Origin of the sequence: Sinorhizobium sp. 7-81 (genome assembly GCF_030124405.1) — a bacterium.
GTDB lineage: Bacteria > Pseudomonadota > Alphaproteobacteria > Rhizobiales > Rhizobiaceae > Sinorhizobium > Sinorhizobium psoraleae.
In genome coordinates, this window is record NZ_JASKLT010000021.1 from 23,461 (window position 1) to 43,556 (window position 20,096).

The 20,096-nt window shown below is 62.4% G+C and carries 22 protein-coding genes and 1 pseudogene; 2 read left to right on the forward strand and 21 right to left on the reverse strand.

Going from position 1 to position 20,096, the window contains the following annotated elements:
• Positions 1-214 precede the first annotated feature (214 nt).
• From kduD to QN224_RS30635, 8 genes are all read right to left on the reverse strand, one after another.
• The gene (kduD, locus tag QN224_RS30600; RefSeq protein WP_283979736.1) at positions 215-973 is read right to left on the reverse strand and encodes a 2-dehydro-3-deoxy-D-gluconate 5-dehydrogenase KduD; all 759 of its coding nucleotides are present in this window, start codon (positions 971-973) and stop codon (positions 215-217) included.
• Positions 957-2,039, reverse strand: coding sequence for a sn-glycerol-3-phosphate ABC transporter ATP-binding protein UgpC (locus QN224_RS30605; protein WP_283979737.1), 1,083 nt, complete (start codon positions 2,037-2,039; stop codon positions 957-959). Before QN224_RS30605 ends, kduD begins: the two co-directional genes overlap by 17 nt.
• 9 nt (positions 2,040-2,048) lie before the next feature.
• Complete coding sequence (locus tag QN224_RS30610; protein WP_173513660.1) at positions 2,049-3,101, reverse strand: carbohydrate ABC transporter permease; 1,053 nt, start codon at positions 3,099-3,101, stop codon at positions 2,049-2,051.
• Positions 3,098-4,126 (reverse strand): sugar ABC transporter permease, encoded by a 1,029-nt coding sequence (locus QN224_RS30615; RefSeq protein WP_283979738.1) that lies wholly within the window; start codon positions 4,124-4,126, stop codon positions 3,098-3,100. The genes QN224_RS30610 and QN224_RS30615 overlap by 4 nt, the downstream gene beginning before the upstream one ends.
• Before the next feature lie 158 nt (positions 4,127-4,284).
• Positions 4,285-5,553 (reverse strand): ABC transporter substrate-binding protein, encoded by a 1,269-nt coding sequence (locus QN224_RS30620; RefSeq protein ID WP_283979739.1) that lies wholly within the window; start codon positions 5,551-5,553, stop codon positions 4,285-4,287.
• A gap of 88 nt (positions 5,554-5,641) precedes the next feature.
• The gene (locus QN224_RS30625; RefSeq protein WP_283979740.1) at positions 5,642-8,125 is read right to left on the reverse strand and encodes a hypothetical protein; all 2,484 of its coding nucleotides are present in this window, start codon (positions 8,123-8,125) and stop codon (positions 5,642-5,644) included.
• Positions 8,122-8,958, reverse strand: coding sequence for a 5-dehydro-4-deoxy-D-glucuronate isomerase (gene kduI / locus QN224_RS30630; RefSeq protein WP_173513805.1), 837 nt, complete (start codon positions 8,956-8,958; stop codon positions 8,122-8,124). The genes QN224_RS30625 and kduI overlap by 4 nt, the downstream gene beginning before the upstream one ends.
• A complete protein-coding gene (locus QN224_RS30635) occupies positions 8,949-10,055 on the reverse strand; it encodes a glycoside hydrolase family 105 protein (RefSeq protein ID WP_283979741.1) in 1,107 nt (368 codons plus the stop codon). The genes kduI and QN224_RS30635 overlap by 10 nt, the downstream gene beginning before the upstream one ends.
• Before the next feature lie 114 nt (positions 10,056-10,169).
• Here QN224_RS30635 and QN224_RS30640 point away from each other — a divergent pair, with 114 nt between their 5' ends.
• Complete coding sequence (locus QN224_RS30640) at positions 10,170-11,222, forward strand: LacI family DNA-binding transcriptional regulator (protein WP_283979742.1); 1,053 nt, start codon at positions 10,170-10,172, stop codon at positions 11,220-11,222.
• Positions 11,223-11,335: 113 nt separating this feature from the next.
• On the opposite strand, the pseudogene QN224_RS30645 reads toward QN224_RS30640, so the two are convergent.
• The 10 genes and pseudogenes from QN224_RS30645 to QN224_RS30690 form a co-directional block, all read right to left on the reverse strand.
• Positions 11,336-13,064, reverse strand: a pseudogene (locus QN224_RS30645) (relaxase/mobilization nuclease domain-containing protein).
• Positions 13,065-13,307: 243 nt separating this feature from the next.
• Positions 13,308-14,072, reverse strand: a complete 765-nt coding sequence (locus QN224_RS30650) for a lytic transglycosylase domain-containing protein (protein ID WP_283979743.1) — start codon at positions 14,070-14,072, stop codon at positions 13,308-13,310.
• 4 nt (positions 14,073-14,076) lie between these two features.
• A complete protein-coding gene (locus QN224_RS30655) occupies positions 14,077-14,409 on the reverse strand; it encodes a DUF736 domain-containing protein (protein ID WP_283979744.1) in 333 nt (110 codons plus the stop codon).
• A gap of 45 nt (positions 14,410-14,454) precedes the next feature.
• The gene (locus tag QN224_RS30660; protein ID WP_283979745.1) at positions 14,455-14,979 is read right to left on the reverse strand and encodes a S26 family signal peptidase; all 525 of its coding nucleotides are present in this window, start codon (positions 14,977-14,979) and stop codon (positions 14,455-14,457) included.
• Entirely contained in the window at positions 14,976-15,491 is a 516-nt protein-coding gene (locus QN224_RS30665) for a DUF2840 domain-containing protein (protein ID WP_283979746.1), read from the reverse strand. Before QN224_RS30665 ends, QN224_RS30660 begins: the two co-directional genes overlap by 4 nt.
• Complete coding sequence (locus QN224_RS30670; protein WP_283979747.1) at positions 15,488-16,603, reverse strand: replication initiator protein A; 1,116 nt, start codon at positions 16,601-16,603, stop codon at positions 15,488-15,490. Before QN224_RS30670 ends, QN224_RS30665 begins: the two co-directional genes overlap by 4 nt.
• Before the next feature lie 12 nt (positions 16,604-16,615).
• A complete protein-coding gene (locus tag QN224_RS30675; protein ID WP_173513648.1) occupies positions 16,616-16,897 on the reverse strand; it encodes an AlpA family transcriptional regulator in 282 nt (93 codons plus the stop codon).
• A gap of 136 nt (positions 16,898-17,033) precedes the next feature.
• Complete coding sequence (locus QN224_RS30680) at positions 17,034-17,414, reverse strand: DUF2285 domain-containing protein (RefSeq protein WP_283979748.1); 381 nt, start codon at positions 17,412-17,414, stop codon at positions 17,034-17,036.
• A 10-nt stretch (positions 17,415-17,424) separates the two neighbouring features.
• Positions 17,425-17,808, reverse strand: a complete 384-nt coding sequence (locus QN224_RS30685; RefSeq protein WP_283979749.1) for a DUF6499 domain-containing protein — start codon at positions 17,806-17,808, stop codon at positions 17,425-17,427.
• A gap of 122 nt (positions 17,809-17,930) precedes the next feature.
• A complete protein-coding gene (locus QN224_RS30690) occupies positions 17,931-18,194 on the reverse strand; it encodes a DUF2285 domain-containing protein (RefSeq protein ID WP_283979750.1) in 264 nt (87 codons plus the stop codon).
• Positions 18,195-18,288: 94 nt separating this feature from the next.
• On the opposite strand from QN224_RS30690, the gene QN224_RS30695 reads away from it, so the two are divergent.
• A complete protein-coding gene (locus QN224_RS30695) occupies positions 18,289-18,507 on the forward strand; it encodes a helix-turn-helix domain-containing protein (RefSeq protein ID WP_173513646.1) in 219 nt (72 codons plus the stop codon).
• Positions 18,508-18,619: 112 nt separating this feature from the next.
• On the opposite strand, the gene QN224_RS30700 is transcribed toward QN224_RS30695, so the two are convergent.
• From QN224_RS30700 to QN224_RS30710, 3 genes are all read right to left on the reverse strand, one after another.
• Entirely contained in the window at positions 18,620-18,868 is a 249-nt protein-coding gene (locus QN224_RS30700; RefSeq protein ID WP_173513645.1) for a hypothetical protein, read from the reverse strand.
• A 193-nt stretch (positions 18,869-19,061) separates the two neighbouring features.
• Positions 19,062-19,385, reverse strand: coding sequence for a DUF736 domain-containing protein (locus QN224_RS30705; protein WP_283979751.1), 324 nt, complete (start codon positions 19,383-19,385; stop codon positions 19,062-19,064).
• A 365-nt stretch (positions 19,386-19,750) separates the two neighbouring features.
• Positions 19,751-20,095 (reverse strand): helix-turn-helix domain-containing protein, encoded by a 345-nt coding sequence (locus QN224_RS30710; protein ID WP_173513643.1) that lies wholly within the window; start codon positions 20,093-20,095, stop codon positions 19,751-19,753.
• Position 20,096 lies beyond the last annotated feature (1 nt).

Here is a 20,096-nt window from a genome sequence, read left to right on the forward strand (position 1 = left end):
GTATGCTCGTCAATAGAGAGCCGAGCGCCAACGATCTAGTGGTGAAAATCTGACCCATAGCGATCCGATACAGACGGATATACGATAGCAAGATCAAGAGGCAAACAATGGCCCTAGCGTTCAATGGCCGCCTCGTAAGCAGGGTCGCGGAAGCGTGGATTTGCGCGTATGCGGTCTTCACGATTCCCGAGCAGTACTCCGGTCAACGCAACACTTAGCGCACCAGCCAGCCGCCGTCGACCGGTAGCACAGCACCGGTCACATAGGCGGAGGCAGGGGAGGCAAAGAAGAGGACCGCGGTGCTCAGGTCGTCCGGGCTGCCCCAGCGCCCCAAAGGGATGCGTGCCAAAATCTGGGCGTTGCGCTCGGCGTCATTGCGCAGCGCCTCGGTGTTGTCGGTCGCCATGTAGCCCGGGGCGATGGCGTTGACAGTTATTCCATGCAGGGCCAGTTCGTTCGCCATGGCCTTGGTGAGGCCCGCGAGGCCGTGCTTCGAAGCGGAATAGGCCGGGACGCGGATCCCGCCCTGGAACGTCAGCATGGAGGCGATGTTGATGAGCCGCCCGGCGCGTCCGGTCGCAACCATGTGCCGCGCGACTGCTTGCGACAGGAGGAACGCAGCCTTCAGGTTGACATTGATGACGCTGTCCCAATCCTCATCGGTATAGTCGAGGAGGTCGGCACGACGAATGATGCCGGCATTGTTCACGAGGATGTCGATGCCGCCGAAGGCCGTTGCGACCTCGTCGACAATCGCGGCTGCGTCAAAGGGCTTCGACAGGTCAACCTGCAGGGCACGGAAGCGTACGCCCGCTTGCTGAACCAGCTCTGCTGTTTCTGGCATCGGCGAGGAGCCGAGCGCTGCGACATTGGCGCCCGCCCGTGCCAGCGCCAATGCCATGCCCTGGCCGAGGCCCGTCCGGGCGCCGGTCACGAGTGCCGTCTTGCCGGTAAGATCAAACAGCGCGTTCAAGGCGAAGCCCTCTTTCGTTGAAGAGATGGATGGGCGCGGCCGATAGCGACAGGTCGATGTCGGCACCCGGCGAAAGGTCGTACTGGCCTGGAGCGACGACCAGAACCTTCTGTCCGGCGACGTCGGCATGCAGCACCGTTTCCGAGCCGAGCGCCTCGACGAGCCTAACCTTTGCCGGAACGCTGTTGTCGCCGGCGCCGAGGGCGATGTGCTGCGGCCTGACGCCGAGGGTGATGCGCGATCCCGTTTCTATGTCGGCGCCGACCGGAAGCTCCAGCCGATGCCCCCCGGCGAGTGTCGCGATCGCCTTCTGTGAAGGAACCGCTTCGACCGTACCTTCGAGGAAATTCATGTGCGGCGAGCCGATGAAGCCGGCGACGAAGCGATTTGCCGGCCGGTTGTAGAGCTCCAGGGGTGTGCCGACCTGTTCGATCCGCCCGGCGCGGAGCACGACGATGCGGTCGGCGAGCGTCATCGCCTCGACCTGGTCGTGGGTCACATAGATCATCGTGGCCGAAAGGCGAGCGTGCAGCGCCGCAAGTTCGGCGCGCGTCGAGCCGCGCAGCTCGGCGTCGAGGTTCGAAAGCGGCTCGTCGAGCAGGAAGGCGACCGGCCGGCGCACGATCGCGCGGCCGATTGCGACACGCTGGCGCTGCCCGCCGGAAAGCTGGCCGGGCCGGCGATCGAGATAGGGCTCGATCTCAAGCATGCGCGCCGCCTCGGCGATACGCGCGGCGATCTCGTCCTTCGGCATCCTGGTGTTTTCGAGGCCGAAGGCGAGGTTCTGGCGCACGCTCATATGGGGATAGAGCGCGTAGGACTGGAAGACCATGGCGAGCCCGCGATCGGCGGCGGGCACAGTGTTGACCACCTTGCCGTCTATGGCAAGCTCGCCGCCCGTCGGCTTTTCGAGGCCCGCGATCGTGCGCAGGAGCGTGGACTTGCCGCAGCCGGACGGTCCGACGAAGACGACGAACTCGCCGTCCTTGATCTCCAGGTTGATGTCATGAAGCACGTCGACGGCGCCGAATGACTTGGTCACGTTGGTGAGCTTGATGTGGCCCATGGTGCCCCCTTATTTCAGTCCGGTTCCGGCAATGCCGGTGGTGATGAAGCGCTGCAGGAAGATGAAGACCAGAACGACGGGGATCATGGTCACGACCGTCATGGCGAGAATGAAATGCCACTGCACGTTGAGTTCGCCGGAATAGATGCTCAGGCCCACCTGCAATGTATAGAGCTCCTTGCGCGACAGCACGATCAGCGGCCAGAGGAAGTCGTTCCAGCGCCAGACGACGGAGAAGATCGCAAGAACGGCGAGGGCAGGTGCCGTCAGTGGCAGGACGATGCGCCAGTAGATCTGCCATTCCGAAGCCTTGTCCATGCGTGCGGCGTCGATCAACTCGTCGGGAATGGTGAGCATATACTGGCGGAGGATGAACACGCCGGTCGGCGTCGCCACCGTCGGCAGGATCACGCCCCAGAGATTGTTGAAGAGGCCGAGTGCCGAGACGATCGAATAAAGCGGCACCATGATGACGGAAAGCGGCACCATTAGCGTCGCGAGGATCAGGAGCATCGCGACGGCCCGGCCACGGAATTCGTATTTGCTGAGCGCGAAGGCCGCCATCGAGTTGACGACGAGGGTGATCAGCGTTGCGGTCACCGTCACGAACACCGAATTCCAGAGGTAGCGCACGAAGTCGAAATGGATGAATGGCTCGGTGTAGTTGGTTGTCGCGAAAGCCATGGTCCTGACTGGCGTGCGCTGCGCTATGTTGACCTTGATGATTTCTCTGGGTTTTTCCGGATCGACCATCTGGCTGATGATGCCGATGCGGCGGACTTCGGCCAGAACCGCCTTGCTGCCGTCCGGCAACGTCGCGTCATAGAGATAGAGCGGCTTGTCATAGCCTTCGACGGTTACCTTCTGAGTGACATAGGGCAGGAGCGTCGGAGGGAACTCGGCGAGCGCCGCCGGCGACTTGAAGGAGGACCCGACGAGCCAGACGGCGGGGCCAAACATGATGAGAAGGCCACCGACCAACCAGATCCAGGTGACGATGTCCGTCCAGTGCCAGCCGTTGCCTCCCTTGCGTCGGAAGATGAATGCGGCAATCCGGCTCATTTGCGGCTCCCCTTCTTCTCACTGGAGCGGCCGAGTCCAAGCTGGATCAGCGTCAGGACGATGAGCACGCCGCCCATGAGGATCGACGCGGCCGCGGCAAGGCCGGGGTTTCGCAACTGCGTCGCAAAGCCGGTCTCGTAGATGTATTGGGTGAGATAGAGCGTACTGGTGCCCGGACCGCCGCCGGTGAGGACGTAGACCTCGTCGAAGATCTGCACGGCTCGGATGAGGACGAGCACGATGACGACGAGCAGGTTGGGCATCAGCAGCGGCAAGGTGATGCGCCAGAAGGCGCGCGCCGGGCGGGTGCCGTCCATTTCTGCCGCCTCGTAGAGGTCCTTCGGGATCGCCTGCAGGCCGGCAAGCAGGATCAGTGTATAGAAACCCATATGCGCCCAGATCGAGACGCCGACCGTCGCGGCAAAGGCCCAGTTGCGGTCGTTGAGCCAAGTATAAGGCTGGAATCCGAAGCCGTAGAGCGCGAAGTTCAACAAGCCCTGCCGCTGCAGGATCCACTTCCAGATCAGGCCGACGACGACGGGGGACAAAAGGACGGGAAAGAAGAAGACCGCTCGCCAGAAACTGCGCGCCGTCAGCTCGCGATTGAGGATCAGCGCGGTGACGAGCGAGAAGAGGATCATCAGCGTCACCTGGAGAACGACGAACCAGGCAGTATTGCCGACGGCGGTCCAGAAGGTGTCCTCGGTGCAGCTATTCGGATCGAGATAGTTTGAGCAGTCGAAAAGCCGGGTGTATTGATCCGTGCCGACGAAGGTTCGGTCGTCGAGGAAGAGTGCCGTTCCGCCGGTCATCGAATAGGCGAAGTTGATGAAGAAAGGCAGCAGCACGAAGATGCCGAAGATCAGCATGTTTGGCAGCAGGAAAAAGGCCGCCATGCCGCCAAGGCCGAACTTCCGCTGCACCCAACGCAAGGGGGCATCGACCAGGCCCATCGCGAGACGGACCGGGACCATGATCGCTTCGCCGAAACCGGAGCCGGTCGATTTAGGAGTTTCTGCCTTCATCGTTTGCCTTCCTGACGACGCAGATAGCGAGTGACTATAAGTTGCGGCACAGCCCGGTTTCTGGCGCTTCAACGTGCTGTGGAGAGCGGATGGCGCGGGGCCGACGGCGCGCTCCTCCTGGAGCCTTGGTGCCGTCGGCCGCGTTTTGGTGACTGTGTCTAGAGGCCCGAGTCCTTCACCTTGGCCGCAATGTCGGCATCGATGCGGGTGACCGCCTCGTCGAGCGGCATCTCGCCGGCGGCTGCCTGGCTCACGCGGGTGACGAGGGCGCCGTAGACCGTATCGGACCAGTGCCAGCCGGGCAGCTTGCGCGCGAGATCGGACAGCGTCTTGCTTGCGTCGATGAATTCGGCGAGCGCAGCTTTCGCCTGGGCGTCGTCGGTCTTGAAGTCGAGCCCCTTGGCCACAAGACCCTTATGCGCGGGCAGGAACAACGTGCGCTCGGAGAATTCCTTCACGATGTCCTCCCGGGCGAGGTAGTCCATCACCTTGGCGACTTCCTTGGGGTTCTTCGTGTACTTGACCGCCACGAGCCCGGCCCCGCCGGTCATGCCGGTGCAGTTCGCCGGTCCGCAGGGGCTGCCCGTCGCCACCCAGTCGAAGTTCGAGCCGATCTTGGTGGAGAAGTTCGGAATCTGCCATGAGCCGGAATAATAGTAGACGAGTTGGCCGTTGATGAAGTCGTCGGCGGCGGCGCGATAGGTGGAGCCGGCGGCCGACACCCAGACGTCCTTGCTCATGGTGCCATCGGCGATCCAGCCGACGAACTTTTCGAGGAAGGCCTTCGAGCCTTCGTCAAGCGGCGCCGGCTTGCCGTCGGCACCGATGTAGTTGGCTCCAAAGGAGAGGTTCGGTCCGCTAAGCCGATGGCCCGAGCGGTCGAGCGCCATCGGGAAGGGCACCTGCTGGTTCTCTGCAACCTGCTTCGCCGCCTTCGCCCACTCGTCCCAGGTCGCATCCTTGCCCGGGATTGCGACACCGGCTTGGTCGAACAGCGTCTTGTTGGCGAAGCCGCCGGCGATCGTGATCTGCGTCATGAAGCCGGAAATCTGGTTGGAGCCGTCCGGGCGCATCCAGTCAGCCTGGTCGCCGAAGTTCGCGTCCCAGTAGGCGGGATCGCCAACAAACGGGCGAAGATCAAGCCAGTGCTGGCTCTGGGCCTTCAGGTTGGTAACACGCGCAATATCCGGGCCGTTTCCGGCCTCGAGTTGCACCGGCAACTGTTCGCGAACGACGCTGTAGGAGACGTTGTCGAGGATGACGTTGATTCCCGGATTCTCCTTCATGAAGCGGTCGAGCAGATCCTTGAGGACCTCGCCTTCGACCCCGTCCGAATACCACATGATGCGCACGTCGCCGGCCGTTGCGGCCGTGGACGTCAGAAGCCCAACCGCGAAAGCCGCGAGCATTGTCCCTGTCTTGGTCATTATCTTCTCCTCCTCCTCTTCATGCGCGAGCCTTCTCCCGCTCGCCTTTTGGACCGGCGCCGGTTTCTCCCGACCGGCGCCCGGTTCGTCATCCTGCGGTCAGCATGGCGACCTCGCCGGCGACCGGGAAATCCAGCGGTGCGATTGTGCGGCCCTCGGCCAACGTCGATCCATCCTTGCGGAACACCACACGACCATAATCGGGGTCATCGATGACAACCGTGCCTTCCTCGGCCTCCTCCACCGAAAGGCCGGCAAATCTCGTTTCGACGGATTCGATCCTGGTGGCGTCGCAGACCCGGACGATCCAGCGTGTCATGCGGCCGTACTGGCGCAGTTCCACCTTGGCCGAGGGGCCTACTTGCACCAGTTCCAGGTCACCGCTGCCGATGAGGGCGACAGCGCCGCGTCCACTACGCGCGAAGGCGCGCTTGCCTCTTATTGCGCTCTCGTCGAACTCGGCGATCGGGAACCAGGCGTGGGTGAAATCAGGCTGCTCCTCGAAAGTCGAAAAGTCGAGTACGGCCAACCCTCTGTACTGGTGCGCGCGAGGGAGGGCGCCGCAACCACCCCAAAAGGAGGGTCGACCGTACCCGAACTGGATCGTCTCGCCCGGATGATTGATCCAGACCGCTGCTTCCGGACGCTCGCCGATCCTGAGATGCAGAACGGTTTCCTGATAGCCCCACTCGCGCCAGCGGTAGTGGCTGGCAGAGCCCATCGCGAAATTCCGTCCCTTGTAGTGATAGAGCGCGGCGAACCGGTTTTCGCCCTGGGCAAACCGCCATTCCTGGTGCTCGTCGCCCTGGTGGCAGGCAACCGCTGCCAGGCTTTCCGGCACGACGAGGCCGTGATCGCGCAGGCAAACGGCAAGCTGCGGCAGCGCGTGCACGCGGCGGCCGTACCAGCCCTTGCCCCAGAGCAGGCGCGCGATGGCCGAAAGCTCGAGCGAGCGGCCGGCGCAAAGTGTGTGTTCGTAGGAGCGCCCCTGGGCGGCGGTGATCATGCCGTGGTGGGCGGAGCGGGCAATTATCTCGCAGAGTCGGACGATACCTTTCCTGGCACGCTCGGCGATGTCGGCATCGGGCGAAAGCGCTGCAAGCGCCGTCAGGCCCTTAAGATCGATGGGGAAATAGGGCGCGGAGTTGAATTCCGCCATTTCCCAGGCTTCGAAATGGTCGAGCCAGGCCCGCACCCGGGCGGCGCCGACTGCCCTTTGTTCCTCGCCCTTGCGGCGGGAGCGGCGGAACGTGGCGCCCGGAAGAAGGTGGCCGGCAAGATAGGCCGAGGTATGGAACAGCAATGCATGGTTTTCGGAGAAGTACCACTGCACATCGTTGCCTGGCTCGTCCATCCAGTAGCGGAAGTTGAGAATGGCCTGATCGACGCGGGCGCGCGTCCGCTCGCCGATATCCTCACCCCAGACTGTGCGGGACCAGATCAGCGGCACGAGCGAGAAATCGGCGCAGTCGTGGCAATCCTCGATCGACGGCAGGATCTCTTCGATCATCGCGTCGGTGTCCGCGCCCGTGCGCCCGCTCGCCAGCCGCGCGAAGGCGCGCACTGTGTCGCGCTCGGAGAATTCGGAAATCTCGTCGAGCGTTTCAGTGATGCGAGCCGCAAGCGACGACGGTGCTTCACCCTGTCGGCCGGCGTGGCAGATCTCCACGCCGAGCGAGCGCGATGCGACGAAGCCGCCGGCATCGAGCGTGATCCGAAAATGGCGGAAATCGGCTGGCGCCTGCTTGGCCGGGCCAATGACGAGGCGCCGTTCACCGGCCTTCAGAACGAAGTCGTGGTCGAAACGCTCGGTCGACATGAAATCGCCTTCGACGGTGACATTGACCCCGACGTCAACCGGGAGTGGTGTGGCGAAAAGCAGCGTGATGTCGCCCTCGAAATAGGCGGGGCGGTCGAAGTGCATGCCGTCGAGCACGTCCTCGATCCTGCTTGCCGCCTCGCTCTCACAGGGAACGGGAAGCGCCACGCTGGCCTTGGGACCCGAGAGGTAGTCGAGCTGGAAGAAGTAGCGCGCGTCGCGCTCGGCAAGGTCGTCGAAGAAGATCTCGATCTTGTTGAGCCCGGCCTTCAAGGGCAGGTCGTACTCGGCCCGAGCCTCGAGATTGCGGCTATAGGGGGCCATCCAGCCCGCTTCGGCATCGTTGATCCAGAGGACCGCGCCGCCGCAGGTGCCGAGACGGACCTTCGCCGTCCCGGCGTTTGCCGCCTCGATATAGGTCCGCGCCCAGGTCGACAGCCGCGTCGGACGGAACCAGAAGCCGGAGAGATCGAGCCGTGGCGAGCCGAACGGCAACCACCAGCGCGTGGCTTCGAAAGTGCCGCGCACGTCCGGCCGCTTGCCGCGATAGCGCTCGGCAAAGATCGTGCGGCAGGGATATTCGTGGGGAATGAAGTTCTTGTGCTTGGTCAGGAAGAAGAAGGGATCCATCTCGCCCTTCATCGGCTGGTCCGGCACGTCGAAACGCTCTTCGGCGATCGCGCCAAGCTGCCAGTAGCGGATGGCTTCGCCCTCGGCGAGATTCTTCTTCAGGTGGAACGTCGTATCAGTCATTTGAGCTCAGCCACGGCCACGGGGTTCACGTCGTTGTATTCCTGATTTTCTCCGGTCATGCCCCAGACGAAGGCATAGGGTCCGGTGCCGGCACCCATATGGATCGACCAGGCGGGCGAGAGCACCGCGTTGCCGTCCGCGACGACGAGATGGCGCGTTTCCTCGGGACGGCCCATCAGATGGATGATCCGGTCTTCGCTTGCCATGTCGAAATAACAGTAGGCCTCCATGCGGCGCTCGTGCAGATGCGGTGGCATCGTGTTCCAGATGCTGCCTTCGGCCAGATCCGTGATGCCCATCAGCAGCAGGCAGGAGGGAGCCACTTCCGGATGGATGTACATCGCGAGGCGGCGTTTGTTCGACCGCCTGGCGTCGCCGAGCTCGAGCGGCTTGGCTTCCTGCCTCGGGATCAGCCGGTGGGGCAGGTCGGTGCCGGCCGGAACGGAGTTCATGTAGTAGCGCGCCGGCGCATCGGCGGACTGGCTCGCTACGGTGATTTCCTTTGCACCCCGTCCCACATAGAGAACGTCGCGGTTTTGAAGGGTAAATTCCTGCCCGTCCACGATGACCGTGCCGCTGCCGCCGAGGTTGGCGATACCCATCTCTCGTGCCGAAAGCAGATAGGGCGTGCCGATTTCGGCGCCGGATCCGAAGGTCAGGATTTTCGCTACCGGCACGGCGCTGCCGATCAGCAGACGATCGACATGGGTGTAGGTGAAGTTAACCGCATCCGGGGCAAAGAGGTCCGTGATCAGGAACTCGCGACGCAGACGCTCCGTATCGTAGCCCTTGATGTCCTCGGGGCCGGCCCCGTACAAAACTCTCATCGTGATGCCGCCTGTCCTTCTGCGCCGACATGCTGAAGGGCTTCGGAAAGGCACAGGATCGCCAGCGCCTGTCCGTAGCCGGTCGGCTGGATCGGAATGTCCTTATAGAACTGGAGATCAGGGCCCATGCGCGTCCCGTAGGAGACGTTGAGCACGGTGCCGTTCTCATCGATATTGTTCATGACCGCCTCGAGCGCCTTCAAGCCGGCAGTCTGCCAGGCGGGTGTGCCGAGGCCGAGGCGATGGCCCTTGAGCAGCCCGTAGCCGATCCCCGCGGTGGCCGAGATCTCCTCGTAGGAACTCGAGTCGTCGAGAAGGGTGCGCCAGGCGCCAGATGGGGTCTGCAGCGGCAGAAGCGCGTCGACCTGGCTGACAAGGACTCCTTCAAGGAAGGTCCTGACCGGGTTGGCGATCTCGGCGAGGTCGAAGAAATCGAGTATGCCGGCGGTGATCCAGGCATTGCCGCGTGCCCAGCGTGCCCGCGCAAAATTGTGCCGCCCGTCGAAGGTCCAACCATGGAACCAGAGGCCGGTCTGAGGGTCGGAGAGATAGCGGGCATGGACGAGGAATTGTCGCGAAGCTTCGTCGACGAGCTCACGCCGGCCGCTCGCCTGGCCGTAGGAGGCGAGGAAAAGCGCCACCATATAAAGTGTGTCGTCCCACAGTTCGTTGTCGTTGACTTTGTCGGAGACATGATGCTCGAAGCCGCCTTCCGACGTGCGCCCCATTTCCGCAATCACGCGGTCCGCCCAACCGTCGAGCACCGGTTTCCACCGCGGATTTCCGGTCTTTGCCCAAAGCACGGAGAGGCCGAGCATCGGCGCCGTCGTGTTGACGTTGAGCTCGGGCAGGCCCGCTGCAAGCCTTGCTTCATACCAGTTCTCGACGAGCTGGCGCAGATCGTCGCGGCCGGTGAACAGCCAGAGCCTGATCAGGCCGTAGAGACCGACGCCCTGTGGCCATTCCCAACTGTCGAAGCTGATGTAGTCACCCGCGGTCCCGTCGAGGTTCGGCTCGTGGAAACGACCCTCATGCCTGAGGCCGGTCATGCCGGCGACAAGACGATCGAGACCAACGCGAATATCGCGGGCATTCGGACCCATGACGTTCCTCCCATATTTACCGCCTGCGCGGCTCCTCGGAGAAGATAAAGGCATGAGGTTTTCTCTTGCGCAATCTGAAAATTTTTCTCATGATTGCGAAAAAGGAGCAGCGAAGTGATCGCCAAACCGCCGTCCGGCAAGCGTGGCAAGAAAAGCAAGCGTGTCCGTCTCGAGGACATCGCCGAGGTATGCGGTGTTTCTCTCAGCACGGCATCACGCGCTCTGGCCGGCGAAAAAGGTGTTCGCCCGGAGATCCGCCATCAGGTCCTCGAAGCGGCAAAGAACGCGAACTATGTCATCCCGACGGCGGTCGCCGGTCAGAAGGTCATACTCGCCGCATCGAGCGCGGCAATGATTGACTATGTGCGCAATCAGTTCACCCTCTACGTGCTGGAGGGGCTGAAGGATCGTGCGCAGACCCTCGGCCTTGAGATCGTCACCCGTCCGATCGCGGATCGGGACGAGGAATTGGCCGTGCTGAAGGAGGCCCAGCAAGACGACCAGGTCGCCGGCCTGCTGTTCCTCACCATTGATGACGAGGGCATGCTTGCCGCGACGCGCGACTTCGACAAGCCGGTGGTCCTGCTCAACGGTGACGACCCGTTCATGAGGCTATCGAGCGTCACCCCCTGCAACCGCTCGAGCGCACGGCTGGCAACCGATCATCTCATCGATCTCGGCCATAGCCGCATCCTCTTTCTCATGCGGCCTGGCCGCAGAACCATCGAGCGGCGCTTCGAAGGCTGGCGCGATGCACTGCTGGCGAAAGGACTGCCGGCGACGGATGATCTGATAGTTCCCGTCGACGACTGGCTACCGGAGCTTGCCATGCAGGCTGTTGCCCAGCGGATTTCGGCCCGCGGTCTGGATTTCACGGCCGTTCTGGCTGCAGGCGACAGCCTCGCCGTGGGCGCGATGATCGGCATTCAACAAATGGGGTTTTCGGTACCTGGCGATGTCTCGGTGATGGGCATGGACGACCTGCCTCAGGCGGTTTTCCTCAATCCTCCGCTGACGACGATGCATATTCCGATGCGGGAGATCGGGTCGGTCGCACTCGATCTCCTGCGCGACAAGCTTTCCGGTTTGCCTATGCCGCCGCGACGGGTGGAACTCGCCTGTCATTTGGTCGAGCGACAATCGACGGGAAAGGCGCGGGCCAGCTAATCGGCGATGTGAAGATCCTCTGAACACAACTGATCCACCCAAAACGATCACTTAGTCGACACCTCGTTTCCACCGTCGCTCAGTTACTCCGGCACAATAACAAAAGACGGGTGCTAAAGGCCGATCCCCCGCTGGCGGCCAAAGCCCCAATCGACCCCGCCGTCGCCACGAGCGACACCGGAAACATGGCGGCCGAGGTGCATTTCGAGTGAGGGCGACCACGGTACGAGCTGAAATCCAAGACCGTCGTCAATCATCGCGAAGCGGCCGGAGGCGAGAGAAAAGCGCTGGCGGTAGGTGCCGGCGACATACTCGCCTGAAGCGGCCTTGTTGAATGATCTGTGCATTCCCGTGGCGAGTTTCTCTCCGAGCGCATCGAGTTCCTGCCGGCGCAGGGTCTCGATCAGGTTGCGCGCGAAAATGACACTACGCCCCTGGCGCTCGGCAAGCCGGCGCTCAACGAGCACTTCGGCTCGGCGGTCCATCGCGTCGCGCACCTCGGCGCCGAAACCGCCGGTTCCAAGTGAGACCAGTTCGCGAGCAATTGCCTGCCGGTCGAGCCAGGTGGCGCCACTCGCCGTGATTTGCTGTTCGATGCTCAAGTCAGATCGGACAGCGAGGGCAACACGACGACGACCATGAGCATCATCGAACTTTCTCAGTTCGACGATGGATCCGGATGGTCCGTCGCCCGCCGCGTCGAGATCGGGAAGCTTGATGTGGTGAGTGCGTCCGTCGACGCCGTCGATTACTGCATAGGCCGTGCCCTTGAGCTCGTCATCCAGACCACGGTCGACGAGCCGCCCGATGACGGGCATGTCGAGGTTCTCGCCCGCGAGGACATAGCTGGCGGTGCTGCGTTCGATGCCGCGTTCCGATAGGCCGCGATGAATACGTCTGATGATGTCGCCGCGTTCGCCGAGCTCGCGTAGCGTTGCTTCCGCATTCTCGGCGATGACCCATTGGCCCGGGCCGACCTGATCGGCGAGGCCGAGGCTTTCGAGCTTGCGCAGGCGACCGATCTTGAGGGCTTGGAACTCGTCAGGCTGTCGATCGGGATAGGGTGCGACATCGATCATGCCGGTGCGGTCGCTGTCGCGCGCGAGCTGACGGTCCAATCTGGTCCAGCGTTCGCTTTCGATTTGGCGCTCGAGCGTCTGGCGGATGTCGTGATCGGTCCGCGGCCCTAGCTCCTGGGTGATGAGGTCGCGGGCGCGGTCGCCCATCCCTTCCGTGATGTAGCTGCGCGAGATGACGAGATTCTCGCCATCGTCCCGCACACCGCGGACGATCAGGTGGATGTGGGGATGCCCGGTATTCCAATGATCGACCGCGATCCAGTCGAGGCGAGTATCGAGATCCTTCTCCATCTGCCTGACGAGGTCGCGCGTGAAGCCCTTGAGGTCGGACATCTGGAGCGCATCGTCTGGCGACACGATAAACCTGAAATGATGCCGGTCATCCTCGCTGCGTTCGGCGAACGCCTTCGGATCCGCATCGTCTCCACCAGGGCCGAACAGGCGCGCCTTCTCCCCGTCACGTGTCACACCCTCGCGGCGGAGATAGGCGAGGTGAGTGGCAAGCGGTGCGCGGCGGCCGCGGAGTTGGACGACGCGCGCCTTTACGACGGCGCCGCGCGAACGCGACGTGATCAGGCGATTGGCCTGGACGGAGGCGCGCCGGCCACGGCCGAAGTGAGATCGTTGGCCGGAATTGATCGCGCCACCGCGCGACACAAATCCCCCGGCGCGCTGGGCAGCGGCAAGCGAACGGGCGCGAACGCTCCGCCTTCGACGAGCGGATGCGGCCAGGCCGGATGCGGAATTCAATGTCATCGCTCATGGAATAGTTCCGCACATCGTCATATCGTATTGAAATAACGCGATAATCGTTGATATAGCGAGGCGTGGCGCCCCGGCGCACCTCGCGAATTCATACTGCAAGCCATTGAAAAACCACGTCCGTCCCAAGCTGCACATCGCGGCCCTTTATCCTGCCATCGCCCGTCCGTGGCCGCGGCTTCCCACACCAACGCCCGCCGATATGCGCCGGACCCCTCAGGGATACGCTTCGCTCAGGTGGTGCTCATGGCGCACCACCTGAATCATTTCGTGCAACGAAAAGCCCGTCCTGGCGCGGTCTCGCCGCGGAAAAATCGCGCGGTGATGCCATATTTTCTGCGCCGTCGGTGCGCGACGGCTGCGGGATTGGTTTGGCGTCGAACGCCACGCCGGTTCGGGTGAAGAAGATCGGCGCCTGGCGCCAGGATGGTTCATCCGCCGCGCTCGACGTGTTGAAGACCGGGAGACCTCCGGTGCCGAGGAGGGGAGCAATCGCCGCGAGATAGGCGCGTGTCTCGTCGGGCAAGGCGCGACCTGACGCGAGGTACTCGTCGTAGCGGGCCGGTCCCGCGTTGTAGGCGGCGAGAAAGCCCGGGGCACCGTAGCGATCATGCATTTCCTTAAGGTAAGCCGCGCCCGCGAGGATGTTGTCGTGTGGATCAAAGGGATCGTTGCCGAGACGATACCGGTTACGCAGTTCGGTCCAGGTTTCAGGCATGATCTGCATCAGACCCATGGCGCCGGAGTGGGAAAGCGCGTGAACTTCGGCTGCGCTTTCAACGCGCATCACTGCGCGTATCCACGGCGTCGGAATGGCGAACCGGCGGGCCGCCTCGTTGATGTGAGCGGCGTATGCATCCCCGGCTGCTGGTTGAGTTTGCGCGGAGACGCTAACGTCGAGGGTGGGAGCAGAGAGCACGCCGGAAATGAGGAGGAGCCGTCCGAGGCGGACTCCACCAGGCAGTCCGAGCGCGGGGAGGGTGAAGCGGGCCGATGGATTGAAATGCATCGGCTTAGTTCCGCTCGGCGCGTCTCTGCGGACGGTTCCAGTAGAGATCCCACGCGCTTCTGTCCTCGCCAGACTGAAAAAGGTTGGCGCGGATCGGTGCTGCGAAAGCGGGATCGTCGATCAGCAGCGTCACGTATTCGCCTGCCTTTTCGCCGGTCCGTTTCCATCCGGCGCCAATTTCTGGCCCGTCTTCCCCGATGCGGACGCGAAAGTCCGGAGCCTTCTCGGCATCAGTTGGCTCGGCGTGCTCAAGCACGAGTTCAACGTTGAGCGAGAGGGTCCGCAGCGTGCCGGCATAGCCAGTGTTCGTGCGTAAGAATTGACCGATCTTGGGCATGGAAGTCTCCTTTTATGTGTGAGGATGGAAGATTCAGTGCACAGACTAATGCTCGCTGAAGCCGCCTTTGCTGGTCCAAAGCGGGACCGCGCGGCCGAGAACAAGACTGGCTGGGATTGGTCCGAAATAGCGGCCATCCAGGCTGTCCTGGACCTGCCAGTTCATGAGGAAGAGTTCGTCATCAGCGATGAGGCGGCAGCCCTGCCAGACGGGCAGATTGCGGCCCAGGCGGTCGCGATTGAGCGCGGCGCCAATGAGCGCGCCATCGACGATGATCATGCGACCAAAGCGGCAGACCTGTTGCTTCGGCAGGGCCGCGACGTGCTTGATCAGCGGCACGCCGCGCGGCAGATATCCACGGTCGGAGAGGAAGGTTGCAAGCGACTCGGGCGCAGAAACAGCGACCAAGTCAGCCACTTTGAGCTGTTCAGGAGCCTCGATCACATAGAGACCGATCGGCGCGCTGGCCGACGCGTTCCAGACAAGCTTCAGCGGAATTGGGAAGCCGGACGTGAGCAAAATCGCGGTCGTCGCGAGATGCGTCGTAATGAAATAACCGAAGCGGGTCATGACGTCGTTTTCCGGCGCAGGAGGTATGCCTGGTGTTGCTCGCGCGTGTAGGCGCGAGGCTCATGACCTGCGGCTAACCGGTTATGGATGTGACGCCAGTGATCCGGAGAGACGTCAGGCGCGGCGATGTCGAGCGCCTCTATGGCATCGATCCTGCGAAGCACCTGCTCGACTTTCGGCCAGCCTTCGACCTTGAGGAGAATCTCGCCGCCGGGCCGCACGAAGGGGAGCGTCTGGTAAGCCTCGCCTGGTGCAACTGTGCGAACGATGTCAATCCGCGAGATGATGGTGCCGAAGTCGTTCGACGCCCAGCGGACAAAGGCAAATATTGTCGCCGGGCGAAAAGACAGGATACGCCGGCTGCGACTAAGCATCTTTTCGTGCGCGGGTTCGCCGAAGCGGATCCAGTTTTCGATCTTCTTCTCGATCCAGGTCAGTTCGACGCGGGTCAGGTTATCGGATGTGCGGGCGAATGGCGTCGAACGCCCGCGGCGCTTCGCGGTGCCGGTCATGAGTTGTCTCCGATTGATGCTGGGAATTCACAGGTCTGGACGTCGCAAGGATGTCCGCGATTGTCCGGGTGTTGTTCGGCGGACGTGCTTTCCACATCGCCGCTGCCAGAAAGAAAGTTAGATTCCTTGTTAGATTCTACGTTAAGCCCGGGAACGGTCGTTTCTGGCCAAAGGGTTGGTTGCGATCCATGCGCCCGAAATCCCGATGTTGATGCGCCCGAAATCCCGATAGCCATTGCGCCCGAAGTCCCGAGTGGTTCCTCAGCGTCGTCCACAGGGCACTTGGGTCGAGTGGCGGGGAGGATCCGCAACAACTCGCGCCGGCCATCTCGGTCGATCCGCAGGTGATAGCCAGGAAGCGGTTGTCGCCTGACTATGCGCCGGAGATCAAAGGCGAAATCGGAAACGCGAGCGAGGCTGCCGGACTTCACGTGGAGGTGAGCGATCTCGAAGATCCAACCATTGATCTGTCGGCCGGCATGTTTGCGGGCAACACGATAGAGCCAGCGCTCGATGCCGCCGGTCAGGCGGAAATAGGCCGGGTCGATCGCGAGCACGAGTGAGCGGTCGATGACGCCGCGGTAGAACCAGTCGGGCAGGACAAATTCCATGCCCTCTGTCCGCCCGTCATGTGTGGTGCACTCCTCCCATTCGTTGATCCAGGAGAACTGATGCCGGCGCCAATGCTCTCCCTGCCGTATGGTTGTCCGGATCGCAGTGGATTGAAGCCGTGTCAGAGCGCCCTTGAGGAGGTTGTACTCGCGAGCTCCGGTATCACGGCCGATGGATGTCAGGAGCTGATACGGCGTAAAGCGCAGAAAGCGGGACGTCTTCAGGCCAATATTTTCGGCCTCGACGATCTGGCCCGCGGCCCAGATGAGAACGTCGGCGTCCCATATCGTGGCCATGCCATGCTCGGCTAAGGCAAACACCTCTACCTCTACGTCCCCGGCTTTGTAGAGGATTGGCGTAACCCGCTTGGCCTTGGCCAACGAAAAGAAGGGGCGCTCCATGAGGTCGCGCTGATCGCGCGGACTGGCGACGCCTGTGGCGACGATGAAGGGGGCAAGCTTGGCCCGTTCGCTGAGGGCGATGATACGCGGTCGCTTCATGAGAGGGCGGCCTCAACGTGATTGGCGGCTGGTGTATGCCTGCGCGACGGCGCTATGGCGCTTCGCCGGAAGGACGCTGCCTCCTGGGTCGGAGGTCGAAGTCACCATGCCGCGATCGGCCCAGGCTTGCAGATCCTCGATCGAATAGACCACGCGGCCGCCGAGCTTCCTGTAGGCCGGCCCCGTTCCGTAGGTTCGGTGCTTTTCGAGAGTGCGGCCGGACAAGCCCAGGAACCGGGCAGCCTCGGGCGTGCGCAGATAGCGTGGCGGTAAGCCGGCGGTATTCGATGCCATGTAGAGCCTCCGTGGATGTCGATGGGGCGCGCCGGACGTGAGCGGCGGACGAAGGGCAGGGTGGCGAAGAACACCCGGCGGAGGGGAGTGCGAAGATAAGGAAGCCAAAAGTCCCACCCCTGCGGAAGGGTACCCTTCACCGGCGGCGGCGGTGGCGCAAAAGGGTTCGGTAGCCGCCGGCGACCATGGCGAGGCCGTCCTTCACGAGATCGATGGTCGCGTCACGCAGAGCCGAGGTTTTCCAAGGCTCGAAGGCCACGCGTTCTCGTCCGTAGATAACACCAGCGATTTCGCGGTAACTGGCGCCATTTGTGCGCGCGTCCACGGCTTGCAGCATGCGTCGCACGCGACGACGTTTCTGGTGCGTCAGACGCGTGTCCTCTGAGACGCGTCGGCCCAAAAGGCTCTGGACCAATCGAAGCAGCGCCTCGATCCGATCGAGCGCGTCTAAATCGAGGGGGATGAGGGCGGCGAGGGGTTGATCGGCCCCGACCCCGGCGAGACGCAGGAGCTGCACCGCGTCCCCGTCAGGCAGGACGAGGCGGGAGAACGAGCCGAACTCGTCTGTTTGAGCTTGGGTCTGGTCGAGCAGATGGAACAGGTTCTGCTCCGTCGGCAGGACGGTGGGGGTGGATGTCAGCAGAACTGTGCCGGTATTCAGTTCCGGCGACCACGCTACGATCGTTTGAGTGGCTTTGAGTGTCGGCGCAATTGCGAAATTGCAACCCCCATCGCTGACGGAGCGCTAATAAGAGCGCTTTGCGGTCAGCGGTGGTTTGTTGCAGTGCCAGGAAATCTTGCTGGTAGCCCGGGTTACGACGCAGGAATTCCCAAGCGAGGTCGGGGCAAGAAAGGTCATCGACATAGTCGTATGTCGATGAGGATCGCCATTGTGACGTATCTGGGCGCATCCGCTTCCTCCAAGCGCATGCAACCTTTCCGCATGCGCTCTGAGGATGATTCCCGGGCTAATTGCCTTGCGGAAGTCCCCGCGAGGGGGCCACGTGTTGCATTTCATGTAACACAAAAAACATCAGCGGTTGCCTTCCCCGATAAGCTGTCGGTAGCCGCTTTCGCTGACCCATCGGGCGCGAGCCAGATGACCGTCATGGACTTTCCGTGCACGCACCGGCTCCAGTAGTGGATCTATCCCGAATAGAACTGCCGCGGCTTCCTGCCAGGTGGCCCCGTCCGCTGCGGCGTCGAGAAGGCGCGTGTAAAGTTTCATGTGCTGGCGGTCATAGGTCGTAAGCGCCGGTTTTTGCGGCGGCTCGTCCAGAAAAGATGGCTCGGTCACTTCAATCCTCCTGATCACCGTACTCGTCGCGCCGACCACATTTACATACTATAGTTGATAAACTTAAAGTGTGTAAATTACGATCCTCCGGCGCATGGACATGCGCAAACTGGTCGGTCGTAACTTCGCCCGCTTGCGTCGGGAGCAGGGCCTGACGCAGGAAGAGGTCGAAGCACGTTCCGGCTTTAGCCAACAATACCTTAGCAGCCTCGAACGCGGTCGGCGAAACCCGACTGTGATTACGCTTTACGAGCTGGCCCAAGCCCTGGGTGTCAATCACGTCGAACTGGTCATGCCTGACGACAACGTCTGATCGACGCGCCTGCGAAACCGTGCCTTTGTTAGTGATCGGCGGCGCGATTTTTCGTGTTCGCCGGCCTTCGTCCTTACATCTGCATGCCAAGTTGAATTCGGCATATCCCAAGTCAGTCGCGGCTCGTGTGTTTCCGACGTACAAGCATCACTCCTTCACCATCGCTGGACTGGATGAAGACGATGCCGGCGGCCTCGAGCGTGCGACGAACCTGATCACGCGTGGACTCGTAAACCTTGAGGTCACTTGGTGACTCAAGGCGCTTGAGCGCAGTCAGGGATATTCGGGCCTTATCAGCGAGCGTCTCCTGGTTCCAACCGAGCAACGCGCGTGCGGCCCGCGTCTGGCGGGCGGTGATCATGAACGATCACCTCCCACTGACGGGAGCGCCTGCGCCACAACTACGGCTATAATAGTCGTTCTTCGCCGAAATGAGCAAGCATTTGTAGCCCCAATTCGCCTGAGAAAGAGCAGTTTGGCGCGAACTGATTCGGTCGTTTAAGGGTCATCGCCTCGCCCGGTGAGTTTCGGGCGAGGCGAGGGTGATGTGGGGCTCAGTCGACGTTTTGGCGGCTGGAACGGGACCATATGAGGGACCAGCCCTTGCCGTCCTCATCATTGAAGAGGTTGGCGTAGATCGGAGCGGAAAAGCTCGGATCGTCGAGCTTCAGTCCGAGATAGTCGCGGCCTTCGTTGGAGCGCTTGGTCCAGGCGGCGCCGATTTCGGCACGACCCACGAAGACCCGGTGGCTGGGCGCGTTGTTGCCGACGCTGCCGGCTTCGGGGGCGATCCGAACGTTCTTGGCCTGGACCGAGAGGGTGACGATTTCGCCGACGAATTCGTTGCCGGACTTCTTGAAGGTGCCGATGGTCGTCATGGTAGTTCTCCTTGATCTGGTGTTTCGAGCCCGCGCCATTGCGGTCTCGATGGCGATCTTTCGGCCGGAGGCGAGCGACGACGCATCGCTTGCGACCGCAGCGTCAGCGGAGGATGGCGCGGAGGCGACTTTGTTATTTCGCGAGGAATGGGCGAAGCCCAGGGGAAGAAAGTCGCTGCCACGCCATTGCGTGCCAGGCGATCGAGGTGACAGCCGACCTTCGGGCAGATCAGGCCATTGAAGAGGTCGCAGGGGAGCGGGAGGACTGACAGCTGGTCTCAAGGAGAACATCCCGACAGTCGGTGATTCGAGACTCGGGCGCCGTCCCCGGCATCACAGGCTTCGCGCCCGCTCCAGCTCGGGCACTATTCGTCCCGCAGTGCCCGTCGGACTCCGGCAAGTTTTCGCTCAGCTGTCAGCAGCTTCTCCTGCAATCGGTCCATGCGGTCGCCGCTTGGCCTCTCGAGCGGGAAATACATGCCAATGATCTCCATCGGACTGATGTTCAGCGATTGGCAGAGCCTGATCAACGTCGCCGTGGATATGCGATTGATACCCTGCTCGTACTTTTGGATTTGCTGATAGGTCACGCCGAGCTTCTCGGCGAGCGCTTGCTGGCTGACGCCCAGCACCTCTCGCGTTGCCCGGACCCGCGCTCCGATTTCCTGGTCAATCGATCGACGATCGTTCTTCGTTTCTTCTGTCGGCATC

What these genes read in the sequence shown, in the direction of transcription:
- QN224_RS30615 (WP_283979738.1), bottom strand. Translation starts at nt 4,126, where the DNA reads ATGAAGGCAGAAACTCCTAAATCGACCGGCTCCGGTTTCGGCGAAGCG.
- QN224_RS30665 (WP_283979746.1), bottom strand. Translation starts at nt 15,491, where the DNA reads ATGACCGGCACCGCGAAGCGCCGCGGGCGTTCGACGCCATTCGCCCGC.
- QN224_RS30650 (WP_283979743.1), bottom strand. Translation starts at nt 14,072, where the DNA reads ATGCATTTCAATCCATCGGCCCGCTTCACCCTCCCCGCGCTCGGACTG.
- QN224_RS30675 (WP_173513648.1), bottom strand. Translation starts at nt 16,897, where the DNA reads ATGGCATCGAATACCGCCGGCTTACCGCCACGCTATCTGCGCACGCCC.
- QN224_RS30705 (WP_283979751.1), bottom strand. Translation starts at nt 19,385, where the DNA reads ATGACGACCATCGGCACCTTCAAGAAGTCCGGCAACGAATTCGTCGGC.
- QN224_RS30625 (WP_283979740.1), bottom strand. Translation starts at nt 8,125, where the DNA reads ATGACTGATACGACGTTCCACCTGAAGAAGAATCTCGCCGAGGGCGAA.
- QN224_RS30635 (WP_283979741.1), bottom strand. Translation starts at nt 10,055, where the DNA reads ATGGGTCCGAATGCCCGCGATATTCGCGTTGGTCTCGATCGTCTTGTC.
- QN224_RS30660 (WP_283979745.1), bottom strand. Translation starts at nt 14,979, where the DNA reads ATGACCCGCTTCGGTTATTTCATTACGACGCATCTCGCGACGACCGCG.
- QN224_RS30685 (WP_283979749.1), bottom strand. Translation starts at nt 17,808, where the DNA reads ATGCGCCCAGATACGTCACAATGGCGATCCTCATCGACATACGACTAT.
- QN224_RS30655 (WP_283979744.1), bottom strand. Translation starts at nt 14,409, where the DNA reads ATGCCCAAGATCGGTCAATTCTTACGCACGAACACTGGCTATGCCGGC.
- QN224_RS30700 (WP_173513645.1), bottom strand. Translation starts at nt 18,868, where the DNA reads ATGATCACCGCCCGCCAGACGCGGGCCGCACGCGCGTTGCTCGGTTGG.
- QN224_RS30610 (WP_173513660.1), bottom strand. Translation starts at nt 3,101, where the DNA reads ATGAGCCGGATTGCCGCATTCATCTTCCGACGCAAGGGAGGCAACGGC.
- QN224_RS30605 (WP_283979737.1), bottom strand. Translation starts at nt 2,039, where the DNA reads ATGGGCCACATCAAGCTCACCAACGTGACCAAGTCATTCGGCGCCGTC.
- QN224_RS30620 (WP_283979739.1), bottom strand. Translation starts at nt 5,553, where the DNA reads ATGACCAAGACAGGGACAATGCTCGCGGCTTTCGCGGTTGGGCTTCTG.
- QN224_RS30670 (WP_283979747.1), bottom strand. Translation starts at nt 16,603, where the DNA reads ATGAAGCGACCGCGTATCATCGCCCTCAGCGAACGGGCCAAGCTTGCC.
- QN224_RS30695 (WP_173513646.1), top strand. Translation starts at nt 18,289, where the DNA reads ATGGACATGCGCAAACTGGTCGGTCGTAACTTCGCCCGCTTGCGTCGG.
- QN224_RS30710 (WP_173513643.1), bottom strand. Translation starts at nt 20,095, where the DNA reads ATGCCGACAGAAGAAACGAAGAACGATCGTCGATCGATTGACCAGGAA.